Source organism: Pseudomonas sp. BIOMIG1BAC (genome assembly GCF_001705995.2).
Taxonomy (GTDB): domain Bacteria; phylum Pseudomonadota; class Gammaproteobacteria; order Pseudomonadales; family Pseudomonadaceae; genus Aquipseudomonas; species Aquipseudomonas sessilinigenes.
This window is the reverse complement of sequence record NZ_CP049045.1, coordinates 2,404,757-2,423,728: the sequence shown is the minus strand read 5'-3', so window position 1 is coordinate 2,423,728 and position 18,972 is coordinate 2,404,757. Positions and strand designations below refer to the sequence as shown.

At 57.4% G+C, this 18,972-nt stretch carries 23 protein-coding genes; 22 read left to right on the top strand and 1 reads right to left on the bottom strand.

The features are described 5' to 3' along the window. The first annotated feature begins 80 nt into the window (after positions 1-80). The 10 genes from ATY02_RS11520 to ATY02_RS11475 all read left to right on the top strand — a co-directional run bounded on the left by ATY02_RS11520 (position 81) and on the right by ATY02_RS11475 (position 8,930). A complete protein-coding gene (locus ATY02_RS11520; protein WP_068579907.1) occupies positions 81-305 on the top strand; it encodes an AlpA family transcriptional regulator in 225 nt (74 codons plus the stop codon). Positions 306-310: 5 nt separating this feature from the next. Then, a complete protein-coding gene (locus ATY02_RS11515) occupies positions 311-1,156 on the top strand; it encodes a ParA family protein (RefSeq protein WP_068579973.1) in 846 nt (281 codons plus the stop codon). An 82-nt stretch (positions 1,157-1,238) separates the two neighbouring features. Then, the gene (locus tag ATY02_RS11510) at positions 1,239-1,448 is read left to right on the top strand and encodes a hypothetical protein (protein ID WP_068579908.1); all 210 of its coding nucleotides are present in this window, start codon (positions 1,239-1,241) and stop codon (positions 1,446-1,448) included. A 14-nt stretch (positions 1,449-1,462) separates the two neighbouring features. Beyond that, the gene (locus ATY02_RS11505) at positions 1,463-3,052 is read left to right on the top strand and encodes a ParB family protein (RefSeq protein ID WP_068579910.1); all 1,590 of its coding nucleotides are present in this window, start codon (positions 1,463-1,465) and stop codon (positions 3,050-3,052) included. Further along, positions 3,049-3,597: a DUF2857 domain-containing protein gene (locus tag ATY02_RS11500; protein WP_068579911.1), complete on the top strand. Its 549-nt coding sequence runs from the start codon at positions 3,049-3,051 to the stop codon at positions 3,595-3,597. Before ATY02_RS11505 ends, ATY02_RS11500 begins: the two co-directional genes overlap by 4 nt. After that, the gene (locus tag ATY02_RS11495) at positions 3,594-4,781 is read left to right on the top strand and encodes an STY4528 family pathogenicity island replication protein (protein WP_068579913.1); all 1,188 of its coding nucleotides are present in this window, start codon (positions 3,594-3,596) and stop codon (positions 4,779-4,781) included. The genes ATY02_RS11500 and ATY02_RS11495 overlap by 4 nt, the downstream gene beginning before the upstream one ends. A gap of 221 nt (positions 4,782-5,002) precedes the next feature. Next, positions 5,003-5,758, top strand: a complete 756-nt coding sequence (locus ATY02_RS11490) for a PFL_4669 family integrating conjugative element protein (protein WP_068579915.1) — start codon at positions 5,003-5,005, stop codon at positions 5,756-5,758. Continuing rightward, the gene (locus ATY02_RS11485) at positions 5,755-6,273 is read left to right on the top strand and encodes a DUF3158 family protein (protein WP_068579917.1); all 519 of its coding nucleotides are present in this window, start codon (positions 5,755-5,757) and stop codon (positions 6,271-6,273) included. The genes ATY02_RS11490 and ATY02_RS11485 overlap by 4 nt, the downstream gene beginning before the upstream one ends. Further along, complete coding sequence (locus ATY02_RS11480; RefSeq protein WP_068579919.1) at positions 6,270-6,740, top strand: single-stranded DNA-binding protein; 471 nt, start codon at positions 6,270-6,272, stop codon at positions 6,738-6,740. The genes ATY02_RS11485 and ATY02_RS11480 overlap by 4 nt, the downstream gene beginning before the upstream one ends. Positions 6,741-6,962: 222 nt before the next feature. Beyond that, the gene (locus tag ATY02_RS11475) at positions 6,963-8,930 is read left to right on the top strand and encodes a DNA topoisomerase III (protein ID WP_068579922.1); all 1,968 of its coding nucleotides are present in this window, start codon (positions 6,963-6,965) and stop codon (positions 8,928-8,930) included. 39 nt (positions 8,931-8,969) lie between these two features. On the opposite strand, the gene ATY02_RS11470 is transcribed toward ATY02_RS11475, so the two are convergent. Further along, entirely contained in the window at positions 8,970-9,227 is a 258-nt protein-coding gene (locus tag ATY02_RS11470) for a FecR/PupR family sigma factor regulator (protein ID WP_068579923.1), read from the bottom strand. A gap of 208 nt (positions 9,228-9,435) precedes the next feature. Here ATY02_RS11470 and ATY02_RS11465 point away from each other — a divergent pair, with 208 nt between their 5' ends. The 12 genes from ATY02_RS11465 (at position 9,436) to ATY02_RS11410 (ending at position 18,971) form a co-directional block, all read left to right on the top strand. After that, a complete protein-coding gene (locus ATY02_RS11465) occupies positions 9,436-9,777 on the top strand; it encodes a helix-turn-helix domain-containing protein (protein ID WP_027912505.1) in 342 nt (113 codons plus the stop codon). 869 nt (positions 9,778-10,646) lie between these two features. Further along, complete coding sequence (locus tag ATY02_RS11460) at positions 10,647-11,228, top strand: STY4534 family ICE replication protein (protein WP_068579925.1); 582 nt, start codon at positions 10,647-10,649, stop codon at positions 11,226-11,228. A gap of 72 nt (positions 11,229-11,300) precedes the next feature. Then, positions 11,301-11,558 (top strand): hypothetical protein, encoded by a 258-nt coding sequence (locus ATY02_RS11455; protein WP_068579927.1) that lies wholly within the window; start codon positions 11,301-11,303, stop codon positions 11,556-11,558. Between the two features lie 100 nt (positions 11,559-11,658). Continuing rightward, positions 11,659-12,153, top strand: coding sequence for a RadC family protein (gene radC, locus ATY02_RS11450; protein WP_068579930.1), 495 nt, complete (start codon positions 11,659-11,661; stop codon positions 12,151-12,153). 52 nt (positions 12,154-12,205) lie between these two features. After that, the gene (locus ATY02_RS11445; protein WP_068579932.1) at positions 12,206-12,946 is read left to right on the top strand and encodes an ABC transporter substrate-binding protein; all 741 of its coding nucleotides are present in this window, start codon (positions 12,206-12,208) and stop codon (positions 12,944-12,946) included. A gap of 106 nt (positions 12,947-13,052) precedes the next feature. Further along, a complete protein-coding gene (locus ATY02_RS11440) occupies positions 13,053-13,595 on the top strand; it encodes a PilL N-terminal domain-containing protein (RefSeq protein WP_068579934.1) in 543 nt (180 codons plus the stop codon). After that, positions 13,592-14,263, top strand: a complete 672-nt coding sequence (locus tag ATY02_RS11435; protein WP_068579936.1) for a chemotaxis protein — start codon at positions 13,592-13,594, stop codon at positions 14,261-14,263. The genes ATY02_RS11440 and ATY02_RS11435 overlap by 4 nt, the downstream gene beginning before the upstream one ends. A 9-nt stretch (positions 14,264-14,272) precedes the next feature. Then, positions 14,273-14,992: a TIGR03759 family integrating conjugative element protein gene (locus tag ATY02_RS11430; protein WP_068579937.1), complete on the top strand. Its 720-nt coding sequence runs from the start codon at positions 14,273-14,275 to the stop codon at positions 14,990-14,992. Further along, on the top strand, positions 14,974-15,522 hold the full coding sequence (locus tag ATY02_RS11425) for a lytic transglycosylase (RefSeq protein ID WP_083235953.1): 549 nt from the start codon (positions 14,974-14,976) through the stop codon (positions 15,520-15,522). Before ATY02_RS11430 ends, ATY02_RS11425 begins: the two co-directional genes overlap by 19 nt. Continuing rightward, complete coding sequence (locus tag ATY02_RS11420; protein ID WP_068579939.1) at positions 15,519-16,034, top strand: integrating conjugative element protein; 516 nt, start codon at positions 15,519-15,521, stop codon at positions 16,032-16,034. Before ATY02_RS11425 ends, ATY02_RS11420 begins: the two co-directional genes overlap by 4 nt. A gap of 9 nt (positions 16,035-16,043) precedes the next feature. After that, a complete protein-coding gene (traD, locus tag ATY02_RS11415; RefSeq protein WP_068579941.1) occupies positions 16,044-18,149 on the top strand; it encodes a type IV conjugative transfer system coupling protein TraD in 2,106 nt (701 codons plus the stop codon). Positions 18,150-18,239: 90 nt separating this feature from the next. Beyond that, a complete protein-coding gene (locus ATY02_RS11410; RefSeq protein WP_068579943.1) occupies positions 18,240-18,971 on the top strand; it encodes a TIGR03747 family integrating conjugative element membrane protein in 732 nt (243 codons plus the stop codon). Position 18,972 lies beyond the last annotated feature (1 nt).

The window sequence follows — 18,972 nt, the reverse complement described above, 5'->3', positions numbered from 1 at the left end:
TGCAATGACTCATCCGCTCTAGTGCGATTCAATCCATGTCACTTACCAACACGCGCCAACTGGCGCCAGGAGTGACTAGCATGTCCAACCAATCTGTCCCCCCAGTTGAAGCCACCCAACCCGAACGCCACATCATGCGCCGTGAGGAGGTCGAGCAAAAAACCGGCTTCAAACGTGCGCACATTTACAACCTGATGAAGGAAGGCAAGTTTCCGCGGGCGAAGCGTATCGGACTGCGCGCAGTTGGCTGGGACTCACTGGAAATCGAGCACTGGATTGCAGAACGCCTTTCGCGACAGGAGTGAGGATGATGCACGTGGTCTCGGTGGTCTCCACCAAGGGTGGGGTAGGCAAAACTACAGTAGCGGCAAACCTCGGCGGCTTGTTGGCCGATGCTGGCCTGCGTGTGCTGCTCTTGGATCTGGATAGCCAACCCACCCTCTCCAGTTATTATTCATTGAGCCATAAAGCGCAGGCAGGTGCGTACGAGCTCATTGCACTCAATCTAACAATACCTGAACGAATAATTTCTAGGACTGCAGTCGTCGGTCTCGACCTGATTTTCTCCAACGACGATCAAGGTCGACTGAGCACGTTGTTGCTGCATGCCCCTGACGGACGACTACGCCTGCACAATCTGGTCAACGAGTTATGTCTCAATTATGACCTGCTTTTGATCGATACTCAGGGAGCACGCAGTGTACTGCTGGAAATGGCAATCCTGGCCTCCGATCTCGCCCTCTCTCCCATCACGCCAGAAATGCTCGCTGCCCGCGAAATGCGCCGTGGCACCTTGAAGCTACTGAGTGAGCTCGAACCGTTTCGCCACCTAGGCATCGACCCGCCGCCCTTACGGCTCTTACTGAACCAAGTGAACGTCAATCGCGTGGACACCCGGATGATCATCCGAAGCCTGCGCGAGACTTTCGCAGAGGCTACCAATATCTCGGTGCTAGACACCGTAATCCCGGACCGGGTGGCCTATCTCAATGCCGCATCCCTCGGCTTACCGGTCCACCGAATAGATACACGCCCGTCGAGTAAGCGCCGACGCTCGCAGTCTGCGTTAGAAATCATGCAAGCGCTGGCCATCGAATTATTCCCGCAATGGCGCGAAGCGATCTCATCGGTAATGAGGTGTGCGGAGCCTCGATAAAACAAATCGCCCATTCAGCATTTCACCGATTTTTTTGTTTGATCGACCTTGAAGCCAACAGGGCTTGGTAAGGAGTTTTCTAATGTTGAATCAGTTTCCTATCGTTGTTCAGCCTTCCGTTCGAGCACGCGACGCGGCTTGCGAAGAATACTGCACCGTGGTTTTTCGTTTGCAAGGGGGGCGCTTGGCCATGGTGTGGTTCCTCGCAGAACTCTCCCAACATTTCGAAGGTTCAGGGACTGCCGAAATCGTGAAATTCGAGGTCGGTGACCATTTGCGTAGCTGGCGTTAACCGAGGCGGTTGAGATGAAGAAGCTCAGTCAGGGGGAAATCACCGACAAGCTGCGCCAGGACCACTTCACTCAAGGTCCTGGACTGGAGCGACTGTCCGATCCAGTCATCGACACTCCCATGCTGGTCACTCTTGAACAGTTACGCCCCTACGAGCACAACCCACGCTTCATCCGTAATCCGCTTTATGACGATATCAAGGCATCGATCCGTGAACGCGGGCTAGATCAACCGCCACCAATTACACGCCGCCCGGGTGAAACCTCTTTCATCATCCGCAACGGCGGTAATACGCGCTTAGCAATTCTCGGCGAGCTGTGGCAGGAAACTCGCGATGAGCGTTTCTTTCGGATTCACTGCCTGTTCCGACCTTGGAGCAATGAAACCAACGCCCTACTCGGCCATCTGGCGGAAAGCGACCTGCACGGCCAACTCACGTTTATCGAACGGGCTCTGGCGGTAGCCAAACTCAAAACCATGCTGGAGTCGGATGGCCCAGAGCTCTCACAACGGGAGCTGGCTCGGCGTCTTGCCGCTGGAGGCTATCCGGTTTCGCAGTCGCATATCAGCCGGATGCTGGACACCCTCGAACACTTATTACCCGCCATTCCACAAACTCTGTATGCCGGCTTGGGTAAGCCTCAGATAGAACGTCTGATCGGTCTACGTAGTCAGGCTGAGCGAACCTGGAACCGCTATCCAACCGCCACAGTCGCGTTTGCAGAGTTCTGGCTGGATACCATGGGCTACTTCGATGGCGATCCTGAATCCTTTGATCTTGAGCAGATCCAGGACGAATTGCTCGAACGCATGAGCCACTTGCTCGGACAGTCCTACCGTATGCTGGCCCTGGAGCTGAGCGATACCCAACGGGTCGTCTCCACGCCTGGGGCTGTCACCACCACGCCCTCAGAAAGCAGCCATCGGCCAAGCGTGCATGAAACTGCGGCAGAGTTGCCCTCCTCCGACACTAAACCCGAATCAACTGATGCCAAGAGCAAGATAGAGCCAATTTCAGAAGAACAGCTCAACGCACCCGAAACAAATACTTTACCTGCGGTCAGTCGCCTATCACGCGTTCAACAGATTCGTGAGCAAATCGATCGCGAGATCATTACCGAAGCGGAGTCTTCATTCGAAACCTGCACAATCGACGACCTCTGGACTATCGAACCAACGCTGGATACGCCCGAACAACTGCGTTTAAGCATTGCAGGACTGGCCCGGGAAATAGCGGCGTATGCCGGAGATGCCGAGAGCATCATTAATCAGAAGCTTGGCTTGGGCTTCTCTTTGGACATTGAGCGACTTGATCTTTCAGCACCCCGCTCGACCGGCATTCACCTAATGTTCCTGGCCCTGTTACGGGCTCAAGACGAGGTGAACTGGGAGGATCGCAAGCAAATCCCTACCGCACTGTTCGGGCAGTTGTTGCTGGGTGTCTATCAACTCCCTCTACCAGATAGACCAGTCACGGACGTGGGGCTGGAGCGACTGCCTGACAGTCTGTTAATTAAGCTGTTTCGCTTGATACGCCTGGCCCGGCGTCTAATTGACTTAACACTCATCTCTGAAGACAAAAACTCACCGGAGGAGCTGAGATGAACGTTTCCTTCAATATGCTCAATCAAGCCATGCTAACCCAGGTACTGCACGAACTACGCCTGGGCAACCTGCAACGCTGCAAGGCACTTGGACTGAGTGAGGATGACATCTTCGTGCTGCAATCCTTACCACCGACCACGCTATCGCGCCTGGCCCATGCCACTGTCCCTTGGCTTGAGGTCAAGATTGACTCGCCGGTGCTGCATCGTTTGATCGAACAAGCTGAACGCGATGAACAGAACGAACGGTTGATCAACCGAGCACTCAAGCTCGGCGCCAGCAGCACCATCATGTACCAATGCTTTGGTTTGGCGCATTCGGAAACAGCCATGCGTCGGCGTCTACTCAAGATAGAAAGTCGTAAAGGCCGCCCCCAGCATTTAAGCGAAGCGCAGGAGCATGCGTTGTGGCAACGTTGGTGCCAAATACGAACAGAGGACGGCACCGAGGATAAACTCGACGCCATGATGATGCTTGCCGAAGAACAGCAGATCAGCTTGACCATCGTTTGGCAGCAAATCGACCAGTACAGCAACAAAACATGAATGCTGTTCCTGCCAGTCGCTGGCAACGTGTCCTGCAGCAATGCACACAGCAGCTGCATGAGCGCTGGCCAGCACGCCCTACCACTGAACAGCCCTCCAACCAGGCTCTACAGGCAGGCTTTCTGTTTAGTGGCCAATCACACGAAGTCGTGCCACGTCGGCTGCTGTTGGATAATCGGCTGACGCCATTGGAGCGAAATGCCTGGCAGGTATTTCGACTCATGCTGCAAGGCCAGGGCGTGGTCACGCCGCGCTATGAGGATTTGCAGCCTTACCTCTCGAGCGTGCCCTACGGTGCGTCAGCCTCGCGTGAAACCATTGCTCGCGTGTTGACGATGCTCAGGCTCACTCGTTGGCTCAGCTTGGTTAGCCGCGGTCGCGATCAAATCAGCGGGCGGCTACAAGGTTCTTTGTATGTTCTGCACGATGAACCGTTAACCCCCGCCGAAGCCATGGAGCTCGATCAGGATTACCTAGAACTGGTCGGACATGCCCTCGGACATGCGACAAAGGCCGTGCGTATTGTCGCTCAGCACATTGTGGAGGAGGTCCGACAGGACACGAGTATCGATCAGGGTCGGTTACCGACGCGGCTGGACAGTTGGGGCGAACAGTGGGCGCAGCAAGGCTTGGATCAGCCACCCGGTGATGCATTCCACGATTCCGAACATGGGGAAGATTACCGCGTTCGGAATCGTGCAGGCCCTCGTTCGGATTCCGAATCAGGCTCGAACCCTAACGTTTCCAGCACCGTTCGGAATCCGAACGCTGCCTGTACTGTATTAAAAGAAAGTAAATGTACAGTACCGCGCGCGACCTCTACTGTGGATAACCTGCGCTGGCCCACTGCGCTGCACCTGAGTCCAAGCGAACGTCAGGCCGTCGCGGTAGCGCTGAACAAGCTCAACCCAGCGGATCAGCAGGCGGTGCTTAACGAAGCGGGGGCACGCTGTGCGGCCGGTGGTATACGCAAGCCGGCGGCCTATCTGATGGGCCTGATCCAGCGTGCGCTGAAAGGCGACTTTCGTCCTTGGGCAAGTCAGGCCGAACCATCGCCCATCGCAGAACCGCCCCCACCCGCTCCCTCGCGGCCGACTCGGAAAAAGGGCGAACCTGCCTCAGCCCTCGCCCAAGCGTGCCTGAATGAGCTGCGCCAACTGCGTGGAGGCAGTGGACGTCAGTAGATTTGATGCCAGTGGCATCAAATCCATAGAGTTCCAATCTACGAAAATATCGGACCGAACCATGGAGCGTTTAGGGAAACGCCGGGGCGTAGCTCCAATAAACGTAGACGTCAGGTGTTTACCCTCTCTCACCAAACCGAATAGACCGCGTTCAGCTTTTTGGCTGCCCTTGCCCCTCATCTGTCGCAACGTCCCGTCCAAGCCTATGCGAGGACAACATCATGGCCGATCACTATCAACTCAATCTGGGTTCATTGCGCAGCAGCATCACCTTAACCCTGCACACTCACCACGCCGCCCGCATATGGCAAGGTCGAACCGCACGCGAAGGCGTCCACTCGATCATGGGTATGGCGGGCTATATCAGCGTCACTAACCTGATCAAACAAGCCGCAGCGCAGGACGATCCTTATGCCGACTGGGCGATCGTGCAGCTCGAAGAAAAATTGATGCAGGCCAAGGCTGGGATGCTGGAACTGACCCAGCAGTTGGACCAGATCAGACAAGAGCTGCCGACACAGATCGACATGGGCGACAACCTCAACATCCATCCCGTCACCTTGCCGTTGTACATCGGCAGCCAGCTGGGCTTCCTCGCCGTCTACCTGCTGACTGACTACGACACCTTGGTGCGCCATACCCTGTTGGCCCATCACACCGCTTTGATCGGTCGCCGGGACATGGAGGCCTGGATCGACGACGGTGCCCATTTGCTGCGTAGCCTGTTCGGCCAGGCCCAGCGCTATCGGCATGCTGGCGTCACCCGTGATGACATGGCGGCGAACAACGCTCGTGCTCTGGCGGCCATGGAGAAGTTTGGTCTCCCTCCTATGGACATCCTTGAGGGGCATCGCCGTTCACAGTTCGCGCCACCCATCAGTCGTCGTGGTGCTGTGGCAGTGGATAGCGCTGACGCGTTGGCAGAGGAAGCAGTAGAGCCATCTGCGACAGTCGATGAGCCGGAGGACGAAGTATGAAGCCCCTAATCCCGACTCAACCAACGCCCCTCGAAACACTGACACCAGATGCCTATCGACAGCTCGAACACGCTGCCTCCCTAAAAGGCCTTTTAAAACCCTTTAAGGGTAAGGGGGAACTGGAATACCTGGCGCAGGTGGCGAGGGAAACCGAGGCGCAGCTATGTCGCCTGATGGAGGCTGTGGCGCAGCAGGTTGGACAGCCCCCTTACTCACTGTTGGATATCCGATTGGTGCTGCAGAACACCAGCGCGGGCAGCACCTTTTTACGATGGCGCACCCGCGACTTCGCCCGTATGGGCGTTGCGGTCTGGGAACGCCAAGTCTCCAACAAGGCCTTGCCCCAAGCCGTACGTGAGGAATTGCACCGTTTCGAATGCGAGCGTATCGCACTGAACTTGCAGATGAGCGTGGTGCATTCGCTCTACCGCCAGGCTTCAACCTGCGCGATCAAAATGGCCAGCGCCGAACGGCTGCTGCGCCAGTCCACACCAGCAGCGGAGATATCACGATGAGTACTTTTTTCGTCGGCGAAGGCAACATCGGCAGTGCGCCAGAGTTCCAGGAATTCCCGTCAGGCAATGACGAGCCACGGCGTCTGCTGCGCCTGAATGTGTACTTCGACAACCCCGTGCCACGCGATGGCAGCTACGAAGATCGAGGCGGCTATTGGGCGCCGGTCGAGCTCTGGCACCGCGAGGCTGAACACTGGAGCACGCTGTACCAGAAAGGCATGCGCGTGTTGGTAGAGGGCCGCACCGTGCGCGATGAGTGGGAGGACAGTGAAGACAATGCACGGGTCACCTTCAAGATCGAGGCACGTCGTGTCGGCATCCTGCCTCATCGCGTGCAGAACGTGATCATGCGGGAGCGCTCCAGTGAGTCAGCCTCGTCTGCGGCTCCCGTCGGGCAGGCTACAGACCAGGCCAGCTTGCCTGCGTCGAAGTCCAAAAAGCGCAGAGGGCAGCCACCATCGGCATGACGGACATGAGGCATAAAAAATGCGCGTGTGCGCGAAGTTCCTGGCCTGTCATTACTCGCTGCTCGTGAAGCACTGTCGTCCACATGACTGCAACCTAGCAGCCTCGCCCCCATTCAAGACTGCCCTCACCGACTAATATGAGAGACCTGCCATTCAGGTTTCTCATAGCTCGCCATTGCTGTTTCCAACAACGCTGCTCCGAACTCAACCCGGAGCAGTTCTATGCGTCTCTTTCTCTGCGAGAAACCCTCCCAGGGCCGTGACATAGCCAAGGTCCTCGGGGCCACACGGCGTGGCGATGGCTGCCTGATCGGCACCGAGACAACCGTCACCTGGTGTATCGGCCACCTGCTGGAGACGGCCCCACCTGAGGCCTATGGCGATCAGTACAAAACCTGGTCGTTGGATCATCTACCGATCATTCCCGCGCAGTGGAGGGTTGAGGTCAAACCCAAGACTGTCGCGCAGTTCAAAATCATCAAACACCTGCTCAGCGAAGCTAGCACCGTCATCATCGCCACCGACGCCGATCGGGAAGGTGAAATGATTGCCCGCGAGTTACTGGAGCTCTGCAACTATCGTGGCTCTGTTGAGCGCCTCTGGTTATCCGCACTCAACGAGGCGTCGATTCGTAAGGCATTGTCCTCGCTGAGGTCAAGCGATGAGACCCTCACGCTGTATCACTCAGCCCTGGCGCGCAGCCGTGCCGACTGGCTTATCGGCATGAACCTCAGTCGTTTGTTTACCCTCCTAGGACGGCGGGCGGGCTATGACGGCGTACTGTCGGTTGGACGCGTCCAAACGCCCACTTTGCGCTTGGTGGTTGATCGAGATCGCGCGATTGCCAGCTTCGTCTCAGTGCCGTACTGGGTGGTGGATGTGCACCTGTCTTCAATGGGGCAACCCTTCATCGCGTCGTGGATACCACCCAGCTCAGGACGTGACGAAGCCGGTCGCTGCCTGCAGCAGTCGCTTGCCAGTCAGACCGTCCAAGCGATTTCTAGCAGCAAGACCGCCACCGTAGGCTCGCTGCAGACTGAGCATTTGCGCGAAGCGCCACCCCTGCCCTTCGACCTGAGCACACTGCAAGAAGTCTGTTCACGCAAGTTGGGACTCGGCGCTCAGGAAACCCTGAACATCGCCCAAGCCTTATATGAAACCCACAAAGCCACCAGCTATCCGCGCAGCGATTGCCGCTATTTGCCAGAGAGCATGTTCAACGAGGTAGCCGCGGTATTCGATGCCCTGCTCAGAATGGATCCTGCGTTACGCCCAGCGCTCGCAAGCGTCGATCAATCATTGCGCTCACGAGCATGGAACGATGCCAAGATCACCGCGCACCACGCCATCATTCCCACCACCGAGCCGGCGAACCTTGGGCGGATGTCTGAACAAGAGCGCCAAGTCTACGAATTGATTCGTAGCCATTATCTCGCGCAATTTCTGCCGCATCACGAGTTTGATCGAACCGAGGTCGAACTGGAGTGCGGCGCCGAACGTTTGACTGCTGTTGGCAAACAGATTCTCGTCCAAGGCTGGAAAGGCTTGCTCTCCGACAACGCCGAAGACGATGAACCCAGTCAAAAGTCCCAGGTATTGCCCGTCCTACAACAGGGTACACAGTGCGCAGTGGACGACGTCGAACTCAAGTCCATGCGCACCACTGCGCCCAAACCGCTCACCGAGGGCGATCTGATTAAGGCGATGAAAAACGTCGCCAAACTGGTCAACGACCCGCGCCTGAAACAGAAACTTCGGGACACCACCGGTATCGGCACCGAAGCCACGCGAGCCGGCATTATCAAAGGTTTGATTGATCGCGGCTACTTGCTGAAGAGAAAACGTGCGTTAACGGCCTCCGCAGCGGCCCATACCCTGATCGAAGCGGTACCCGCTGCAGTCGCGGATCCGGGTATGACAGCGATCTGGGAGCAAGCTCTAGATGAAATCGAAGCGGGACGTCTGACCTTAGATGCATTCGTTGCCAAGCAGTCGCGATGGATTACGCAGCTGATCGCGAACTGCGGAGCGCTTACCTTGTCGTTACCGGTCGAAGCCGGGCCTGTCTGTCCCACTTGCAACGCATCAATGCTCAGGCGGAAGGGAAAATCAGGGCCGTTCTGGTCATGCTCCCACTACCCAGGCTGCAAAGGCACTGTGCCAATCAGTAAAGGTATACGTCGTCCATGAGGCACCATTTGGCGCTCACATGAACCTCGGGGGAGGTCGTCAGTGCATCATCAACGGCGCCTGATCCTTCTCCAAATCGTCTAACGGTCGTCCGATTTCACGGGCCAAGGCGATGCCTGTCGCTATCCATATCTGCCCCAGCTCGTTGAACGCTTTCAGGTGAGCAGGATCTTCGTTAAGCCAATGAACAAGGCTGTCGCGGTGTTCAGGGTTATCAGGGCAGTCATGGATCCTGATGAACAGCTCCAGTGTTCGATCCCAGATCAGGTCCATGTCGTTTCCGCGCGGCTCATCCATGCTCAACCTTGCCTCCATTTGGTCCTATCAGACCGCTCGGTCTCACTGGTCGCTACGGCTCTGATTCCTGGAGGAACACATGTCACGTCGCGACAAACAGCTATTTCAGTCAATATAACAACCCTTTAAGTCGATACTCAACCTTTAAGGATGTTCATGTCAATGGGTCTTTGCTCAACCATTCGGGTTGAATTGGAGAACTCATCACTTGGCACATAAACATCCGACCCAAGCCCAAATCGGGCGCATGATCGCGAAGCACCGCACTCAGCGTAATCTGACCCAGGAAGAGGTGGCTGAACGCCTGGGGATCGGCAGCGAAGCCATTTCGCGCCTTGAGCGGGGTGTGGTGGAGCTTTCCGTGGTCAAGCTGATGCAACTGGCGGACATCTTCGATTGCCGGATGGATGAACTGCTGACGGAGTCGAGCAGTCGCCCCAACGACCAGGGCCAGATGATCGCGGGCCTGCTGAGCGGCCTGCAAGAAAGCGACCGTGCCTTTATCCTGACGACCGTCGAACAGCTGGCCGCTCATCTCAGTAGCAAATAACCTCTTCGCCCACTGGCTTGACGTCGTCACACCCGCTCTGCTGTAGTGCCTCAGGATCATCGCTTACGGCGACCCAAGACCGATTCGCTCCGGGTAGCTCGGTCGGACTCCCTGAGTTCGGAGCCTTCTCTTCTGCGGAACTTCATTCCCGCTTTGTGCTCGACCGGATCAATGTGGCGGATGACCACTATTGCCTCTGCCAGGCAGCAGCGGTCATCCGCTACCGCGATCGCATTCAGTCCCGGAGCCCGCCGGGGAAATACTGGGCACCCTTTGTGCGCGGATGCGTGCCAGCATATTCCGACCCAGGCCACGATAAGGGTCGGTTGGCGAATCATGGCGCAGTTAAATCAAGTTTTGCGAGGAGCTTGTCGACTGCGTCAGACCGCCTAAGGTGGCTTTTCTATTCCTCGCCTGGCACCCCGCCAGGCCCACTCTTCATTTTCTTCAGTCCAATAATTTCCACTGAATTCCGGCTATAAAAAATCAGCTTGCGGCGTCTTGACGCTCTCCTGAGACAGGCTTATACAAGGGCGTGGTTCGCTGTCGTTGACAGCCCAGCCCAGGTAGCTAGAACCTTCAAGGCTACGCCACGCTTGTGGTGGTTTACCCAAGTGCGATAAGCATTCGGAGGCTCGCACGATTACCGCTTCAGCGGTGATGAATGCCCACTACCCTAGGTCCGCAAATCACTGCTGCGGATCCTCTCCTGCTACACCACTATTCTCCAGGCGCATCGATCTGATGGTCATCGGCTTGCCGGTGACGAGTCGTTCATCGTTCGCCTTCACCTAACCCACCCTGACGGGGACTCACTTCCCCGTCAGGGGCTGTGCGTCGCCGTTTTCCCTTGAAACAGGAGAACCACCATGGCCCACGCCAACCAATCCCAAGAAGCGACCACTTACTTCAACCTACACACCGTCGGTATCGGCTACCTCAACCGTGTTCGCGAAGTACAAGTCCGCCGCGGCCAGCCGTTCATGGCCTGCGATATCGCGGCTCTGCACGGTGCCACCGATGCGGTCGAGTACACCCGCTTCGACTGCAAAGTCGCTGGAGGCGAAGCTGAACGTTTGATTCGCCTCTATATGGACGCCGTCAAAGCCGAGAAAAAGGTCTTGCTGTCGTTCCGTATCGGCGACCTGTGGATTGACCCATTTCTCTATGAGAAAGGCGATAAACAAGGCCAACCGGGCGCCAGCCTGAAAGGTCGTCTGCTGTACATCGACTGGATCAAGGTCAACGGCACGTTCGAGTACAAAGCGCCTGCCAGGCAGGAAGCAACAGCACCTGCTGAGCAAACGCCAAACAGTGAGCCATCCCCAACGTCGGCTGATGTCGAAGCTGAGGATACCGACAACCCAACAGAGACCAGGATCAAACCTGAATCTGCACCCACTCCCCGCACAGCCCGCCGTGTTGCCACACGTACTGTTCAGTCCGCCTGAACACAATCCCCGATGTTTTACATCAAGGCGCTCAATCGAGCGCCTTTCTTCAATCCGCACAGGAGAACCCACATGGAATCCTTCTGGCTTTGCGACGATTGCCTGTTCGCTGCGGCTTACGAGGACTACAGCACGTTATCGCTCTACTACACGACGGATGAAATCGAGAAACGCATCGCCGGTCTCCATCGCGGGCTGGTTCGGCTAATGCCCATCAGTGCCGACTTCGACCCCGAAACAGGCAGTGGCATAAGAACCTTCTCCCCATTGCCCTGCGACGGTTGCGATTCACACCTGCACGGACAACGCCACCGATTCACTCGGTTGTAAACAGCGCGTCATCGCGCAATGCCCGTCATTCTATATCCACCTCGGGGACACCACTCCCCTCGGGTGTGTACCCCCGGATTGTTCCCTTCGGAGGTACCCCATGAGCACCCAACTCACCCTGATTGAAACCTTGGATGTCGAGGCTGATCGTATCGCCCAGGAAAACCAGCTAATCGACGAAGCGTTGCACATTCTGGATCGTCGGCTGTTCACCCGCGGCCCCAACCTGACGTCACCTGACGCCGTGGCCTCATATCTGAAACTTCATCTTGCGCAACAAGAGCATGAAGTTTTCGGTGTGATTTTTCTCGATGCCCGCCATCGCGTTCTAGCGTTCGAGATCCTCTTTCACGGCAGCATCGATGGCGCCAGTGTTTATCCCCGCCAGGTCGTCAAGCGCTCCCTAGCACATAACGCAGCAGCCGCCATTTTTGTTCATAACCATCCCTCCGGATGTACGGAACCCAGCCAGGCAGATCGCGTCTTGACCGCACGGTTGAAGGAGACCTTGGCGTTGATCGAGGTTCACGTACTGGATCACTTCATCGTGGGTGAAGGTCGCCCACTTTCTCTTGCCGAATACGGTTGGCTTTAACCCTTACAGGCGCCTTCGGGCGCCTTGTTCATTTTCATCCTAGAGAATACTCATGAACCCTTCACCCCCCCCAGCTCTGCTGGAAACCTCAAACCCATTTGCTCGTGGCTACGACAACTTGCATATCGAACGACTGCTACAGATCACGTACGCAAATGACTGCCCTCCGTGCTTTCGCCCCGTACACGACGCACAAGCGCATCTGCCCGATGATGCATTAGAACTGTTTCCTTGCGTGTTCAATGACGACGCCGCCTTGATCAGCGAAGGCCAATCCATACCGGATGAATTGGAAGAATGTTTCCAGTCCACCGGGCTGGTGCGGCAAGTAGTCTATGCCGTGACTGGCGAAATGCTTGATGAGCGACATCACGTCGGAGACCTGTACTCCCTGGAAGAAGCCCAAGCCATGGTCCATCGTTTGAGATTCGACACAGGACACTACAGTCGAGCCTGGGAGATCAGCACCGCACACCTCACTAACAAGGCCCTGCGCCACTTGGAAAACCGGGCTGGCAATGTCGACTCCAAGCCAACCGGACTGCTGTTTGAACCCTTTGCCCTGCCAGACTGCAATGGCGTCGGGTGTAAGCTGATCGGCACGCCCTGGACCGACGAGAACCTGATGAAGATCGAGGGCCGTCCTTACGCATCGCTGAGGCAGGAGCAGCTCGACGCTGGCACACCGGAAGCCCTGGTCAACCTGCTGTATCTGGCTGCACTGGCCGATGTGCGATTGTTGATCTTCGACCCCGACGCCGCCGTCTTGGATGGGCTCGCGATTTTTGAATAGCAACGCGTTCACCGTTAACACGACCCGCCTCGAATCAACTTACTCACTGAATCGCTCCTTCACCTCATGTCAGGTTCTGCACTGAATCTGACATGAGGTTTTGTCCATGGAGCGTTTTTTCACGCCTGTCTGCCTGCTGGGTTTATTGAGTGCCTGCACGGCGCAGATCCCCACCCCATTGCCGACTAGTCCAGAGAATGCCGACGGTTCCAATCGGGCCCAGCTTTCGAGGAGTACAGCCGAAGAGAGTCATCCGACAGAGCTCCGCTATGGCCGCTATACGCTGGTCAGCACCGAGCCCACCACGGAACAACGTAATCTTCTCGCTCAAATCGTTGACATGAGCATTCCGTCCAGCCTGAATCCTTCGGTACAGGAAGCGATGCACTACGTGCTGCAGCGCTCAGGTTATTCGCTCTGCCCTGCTGCCGAACCAGTAAAGATACTGTTTACCCGGCCTCTGCCTGCCGCCCATTACCGGCTCGGCCCGATTTCATTAAGCAACGCTCTACAAGTACTGGCTGGCCCCGCCTGGCAACTCACGATCGATGAGGTCAGCCGTTCGGTCTGCTTCGAACGGCAAAAAAATGATGCTGCCGTCGTGCGGCTCGCACCCAGCGCGGCCCATCAGCCGGAGGCACGCCCATGAAAGCCACGACGTTTCAAACCCTCATTGTCGGCTCACTTTGCCTGGCGGTCTCCGGGCTGAGTGGTGGTTTGTATAACCAGTATCAACGCTTGACCGAGCTGGAAGATGCGAACGCCCAACGCCTACAGACCTTGGATACCCTGCAACGTGATTCAAGCACCCTCTTGGATGCACAGGAGAAGCTGCAGTACGCACTGAAAGACCTGAAGCAGATGGTCGATTCCGGTGAGCAACAGGCCAATACCCTCGATCCGATGTTGGATCAATGGGCGCAGGAGATACAGGAACTGCGCGATGGTCTGGCAGCCCGTGCTACCGAAGCCGACATGATCGCGCTACGCGCACGACTTGAGCACGTCGAGCAGCAACTCCTGGACCTCAAAAGTCAGCCACCACTCCCACCACCGACGCCTTCCTCGGCCAAGCCGAAAAAAACCGCTCAGCCCAAGCCTGCCCCGCTCCTGCCTCCATTTTCAGTGTTGAGCGTCGAGTACCGCGGTGGCGAGCGCTTTCTGGCGGTCGCACCTCCTGACAGTCGCTCGCTCAATGATATCCAGTTGCTGCACAACGGCGAGCAGTTCGGCACATGGCAACTGAAGGTACTGGAGCCGAACGCGGCTATCTTCGCGGTGACCGCTCACCCAGACCAGACCGTGCACCTCCCTTGAGAAGCGATCATGAACAGAGCTCCGCTGAGCCCCATCGTCTGTTTCATTTCCTTGCTGAGCACGGGCGCTGCGCTGGGCAACCCCGTCACGACACCGTCACGGACCCAGGACACGCAGTCTGCTCCGCTGGAGCGTTCGCACTCTGAACAGGCGGCAAGTTGGGGTCTGACGGAGCAGGAGTGGACACGCTTCGAACAGATCCAAGCCGGCCCGCGTGGTTTCTGGAGCCCGAATCTCGATCCATTGACCGCACTCGGAGTCGAGGCCGAGAACGATCAAGAGCGCCAGCGCTATGCCGAATTACAAGTAGCGCTGGAAGCCAAACGCGCCGAGCGCGAGTTGGCTTACCAAAACGCCTACACCGCAGCTTGGGCCAAGCTGTTTCCTGGGCTGTTGCCGATTCAGGGTATGGCATCCCCGCCCACTGCTAGCTCACCGGTAGAGCCGCGCCGCGCTCTGTTTGTCGAAGACCATTGCCCTGCGTGCACCGCTGAAGCGCAGCGTCTGCAAAGCAGTGATACAGCGTTCGATATCTACCTGGTGGGCAGCCAAGGCGAGGACGAACATGTCCGTGGCTGGGCGCGGCAAGCAGGCATTGATGCGAGCAAGGTCCAACACCGGCAAATCACCCTGAACCATGATCGCGGGCGCTGGTTCAGCCTGGGGGCCCCGAGACCGTTACCCGTCACATTTCAGCAGGTGAACGGACAATGGCAACGTCTCGATTGATTGCTATTGCGCTCCTGCTGACGGTGCACGCCGTCCGGGCAGATGAATTTCCGCCTCCGGCTTATCAACTGGCAGCGCATGACACCAACGTCCCTTCCACGGTGCTGTTCGCTATTGCCCTGCAGGAGAGTGGCGCCCGCCTCCGTGGTCGACTGTTGCCCTGGCCTTGGACGCTGAATATTGCCGGTAGCCCTTACCGTTTCGCCAATCGTCAGACCGCCTGTCACGCCTTGCTTCAGGCGCTTGCTCGGTATGACGCCAAGCGGGTCGATGCCGGGCTTGGGCAAATCAACCTGGGTTATCACGGACAGCATTTTTCCAGTCCCTGCGAAGCCCTCGAACCCTACCGCAATCTGGCCGTAACTGCCGCGCTGCTGCAAGAGCATCACGCCGCCACCGGTGATTGGGTGTCGGCTGCTGGCCGATATCACCGCCCGGCAGGAGGAACGCCGGCTGCGCGTTACCGCGCCGGCTTTTCTCAACAACTCGAACGACTAAAGGTTTCCTTCAAACAGGGCACACCACCATGAAGCGAATTCCCAGTGCGTATTACTTCGCCGTGCTCTTGGCTGCGCTCGCCCAGCCGGCAATGTCATTTGCAGAACATCAGCCTGGCGGCTTCACCGGCCCCCAGTTTGAAGCTGTCAGGCCGCCAATAAACAACAAGACCCAGCCTGCTCGGGCCAGACATGCGGACCTATCTGCATTTGCCGATGAGACCTGGATACTGCCCGTGCGCAGCTCTCACTTGAGCCCAGGCCAAATCACAACCCGCACCTTGGACATGCCGGGCTTGCAGCCATTTTTCCTGGTCGGGGAGGATCCCCAATCGTTGGCTTGGCTGCATCAGCGTGCGACTGAACTGCAAGAAATGGGGGCGGCCGGCCTCGCCGTCGAAGTGACCGATACTGACGCCCTGGCCCGAATTCGAGCAGCCGCGCCGGGCATCACCATTCTGCCGGTCAACGGCAACGACATCGCCTCTCGCCTGAAAATTGAGCACTACCCTGTCTTAATCACAGCCACCTCACTGGAACAGTGAGTCTGGGTCATGGCCGAGCATGCGATGGAGACCAAACTCCGGCCGGCAGTCGAGCTGTATACCGTGGCGATCTGCGTCGCCGCGGCGGTGTTATGCGTGTATTCGCCCTGGGCCGTGGCCCTATCACCCGAGATCGGCCTGATTGCGGCGCTGGCCTATGCCCTGTTCGGTTTGATCCGCCTCCGACAAGCCTGGGAGGTGTTGCGCTATCGGCGCAATATCCGCCGGCTGCCTCGCTACGAGCTGACCAGCCGGCAGATTCCGGTGAGCCGCAAACGTCTGTTCATGGGCCGCGGCTTTCGCTGGACCCGCCTGCACACCCAGCGCTTGGTCGAAGCCCAGGATCCGGCCGTCGCTCACTACGTCGACCAACCGACCCGTTACCGCCTGGCACGTGGACTCGAACGTCGCCTAGAACACGCACCGTTTCCGCTCTCGACACTGGCCCGTATCACCGCCTGGGACAGCGCCTTTAATCCGTTGCGCCCTTTGCCTCCGGTCGGAGGCTCGCCACTGCTGCATGGGGTCGAGCCAGATGAAACAGAGGTCAGCCTGCCGCTGGGCGAACGGGTGGGTCACACGCTGGTGCTTGGTACTACCCGTGTCGGCAAAACCCGGCTCGCGGAGGTGTACATCACCCAGGACATTCATCGCATCGAACATGAGGTGGTCATCGTCTTCGATCCGAAGGGCGATGCCGACTTGCTCAAACGGATGTACGTCGAAGCCAAACGGGCCGGTCGAGAAAAGGAACTCTATGTCTTCCATCTGGGCTGGCCGGAGATATCCGCGCGTTACAACGCCGTGGGACGCTTCGGTCGTATCTCGGAAGTAGCATCGCGCATTGCCGGGCAGCTCAGCGGTGAAGGCAACTCCGCGGCCTTTCGCGAGTTTGCCTGGCGCTTCGTCAACATCATTGCCCGCGCTCTGATCGAACTGGGCCGACGTCCGGACTACCTGCAGATCCAACGCCATGTAGTCAACATCGACGCACTGTTCATCGAATACGCCCAGCAGTTTTTCGCCAAGACCGATCCGAAAGCCTGGGAAGTGATCGTCCAACTGGAAGGCAAGCTCACCGAGAAAAACATTCCCCGGCATATGGTGGGACGCGAAAAACGCGTGGTGGCCATCGAGCAGTACCTGGCGGTGAAGCGGGTATTTGATCCAGTAATGGACGGGCTGCGTTCGGCTGTACGCTACGACCGTACTTACTTCGACAAAATCGTTGCCTCGCTACTGCCGCTGCTGGAGAAACTCACCACCGGCAAGACCGCCCAGTTACTGGCCCCCAACTACACCGATTTAGATGACCCGCGGCCGATCTTCGACTGGATGCAGATCATCCGAAAACGCGGCATCGTTTATGTCGGCCTGGATGCACTGACCGATGCCGAGGTGGCTGCCGCCGTCGGCAACTCCATGTTCGCCGACTTGGTCTCGGTCGCGGGCCACATCTACAAACATGGCATTGACCACGGTTTGCCCGCATCGGGCAGCAGCGGTGACAAGCTGCCGATCAACCTGCATGCCGATGAGTTCAACGAGTTGATGGGCGACGAGTTCATCCCACTGATCAACAAGGGTGGCGGAGCTGGCATCCAGGTGACGGCCTATACCCAAACCCTCAGCGATATCGAAGCACGCATTGGTAACCGCGCCAAGGCCGGCCAAGTCATTGGTAACTTCAACACCCTGCAGATGCTCCGCGTGCGCGAAACCGCCACTGCAGAACTGCTCACCCAGCAATTGCCCAAGGTCAATGTGTTGACCAAAACCCTGGTGTCGGGTGCGACCGACACCTCCGATCCGGAGGCCAACACGGACTTCACTTCGTCCTCGCAGGATCGCGTCAGCACCACCAGCGTGCCGCTGATTGAGCCAGCGCATATCGTCAGTTTGCCCAAGGGGCAGATGTTCTCCTTCCAGACCGGTGGTCAGCTCTGGAAAGTCCGCATGCCGTTGCCGAAACCCTCCAACGACGACGCCATGCCCAAGGACCTGCAGGAGCTTACCCAACGGATGCGGGCCATTTATAACGAACAGGCGGGTCAATGGTGGAGCGCAAGCGGTGGCGGTCCAACCACAAACTTCGATCTGGATCAGGTGGGGTAACCCTGCCTCGCCACAGGTTTCGATTCACCAAACATGTATTCGGCGGGCGCCGTGGCGGCGTCCACTTGACGACGCGCGATGGAGTAAACGATGGCAACTTCCGTACAGAACACACCGCCACAACCGATCCAGCGCCCTGGATTAATCGTCTCGGCGATTGGTTTGATTTTACGCATCATCGGCTTGCTGATCGCCTCGTTGCTATTCTCGATATTCATCGAGTTCGCCGGGCTGCTACTGTTTTGGGGCGATCAGGGTTGGCGGCACAGCCAAGCCATGTTGACGAACGAACTGGCCTGGCTGAGCGAGCATTTCAAATCTTCACTCATCATCCAACAACCCGGACACACGATTGTCCAGTGGCTGGATTTTCTAAATCAGTGGCTGCTGGTCAAGACTGGCTTTACGGATTTTGCCCAGCAGGCGCGGGTGTCGAGCCAGGGCAACGGCTTCTGGAGTTGGACCAATCAGCTATACGTGAGCATTGAGAATTTCGTGCTGGCAGCGGTGTATGTCACCTTCACCTTCGTGGTGCGCCTGACCATTCTGGTTCTGGCCACACCCTTGTTTCTGTTGGCCATGTTCACTGGTTTTGTAGATGGTTTGATGCGCCGTGACCTGCGCAAATTTGGCGCGGGGCGAGAAAGCAGCTTTGTCTATCATCGCGCTAAGCGAGCGGTGATACCCCTGCTGATCGTGCCCTGGATCATTTACCTGTCCCTGCCCTTTTCGCTCAATCCGATGGCCGTTTTTTTGCCTTGCGCGGTGTTGCTCGGAGTAACGACAGCTATCACCGCAGCGACGTTCAAAAAATATATTTAAG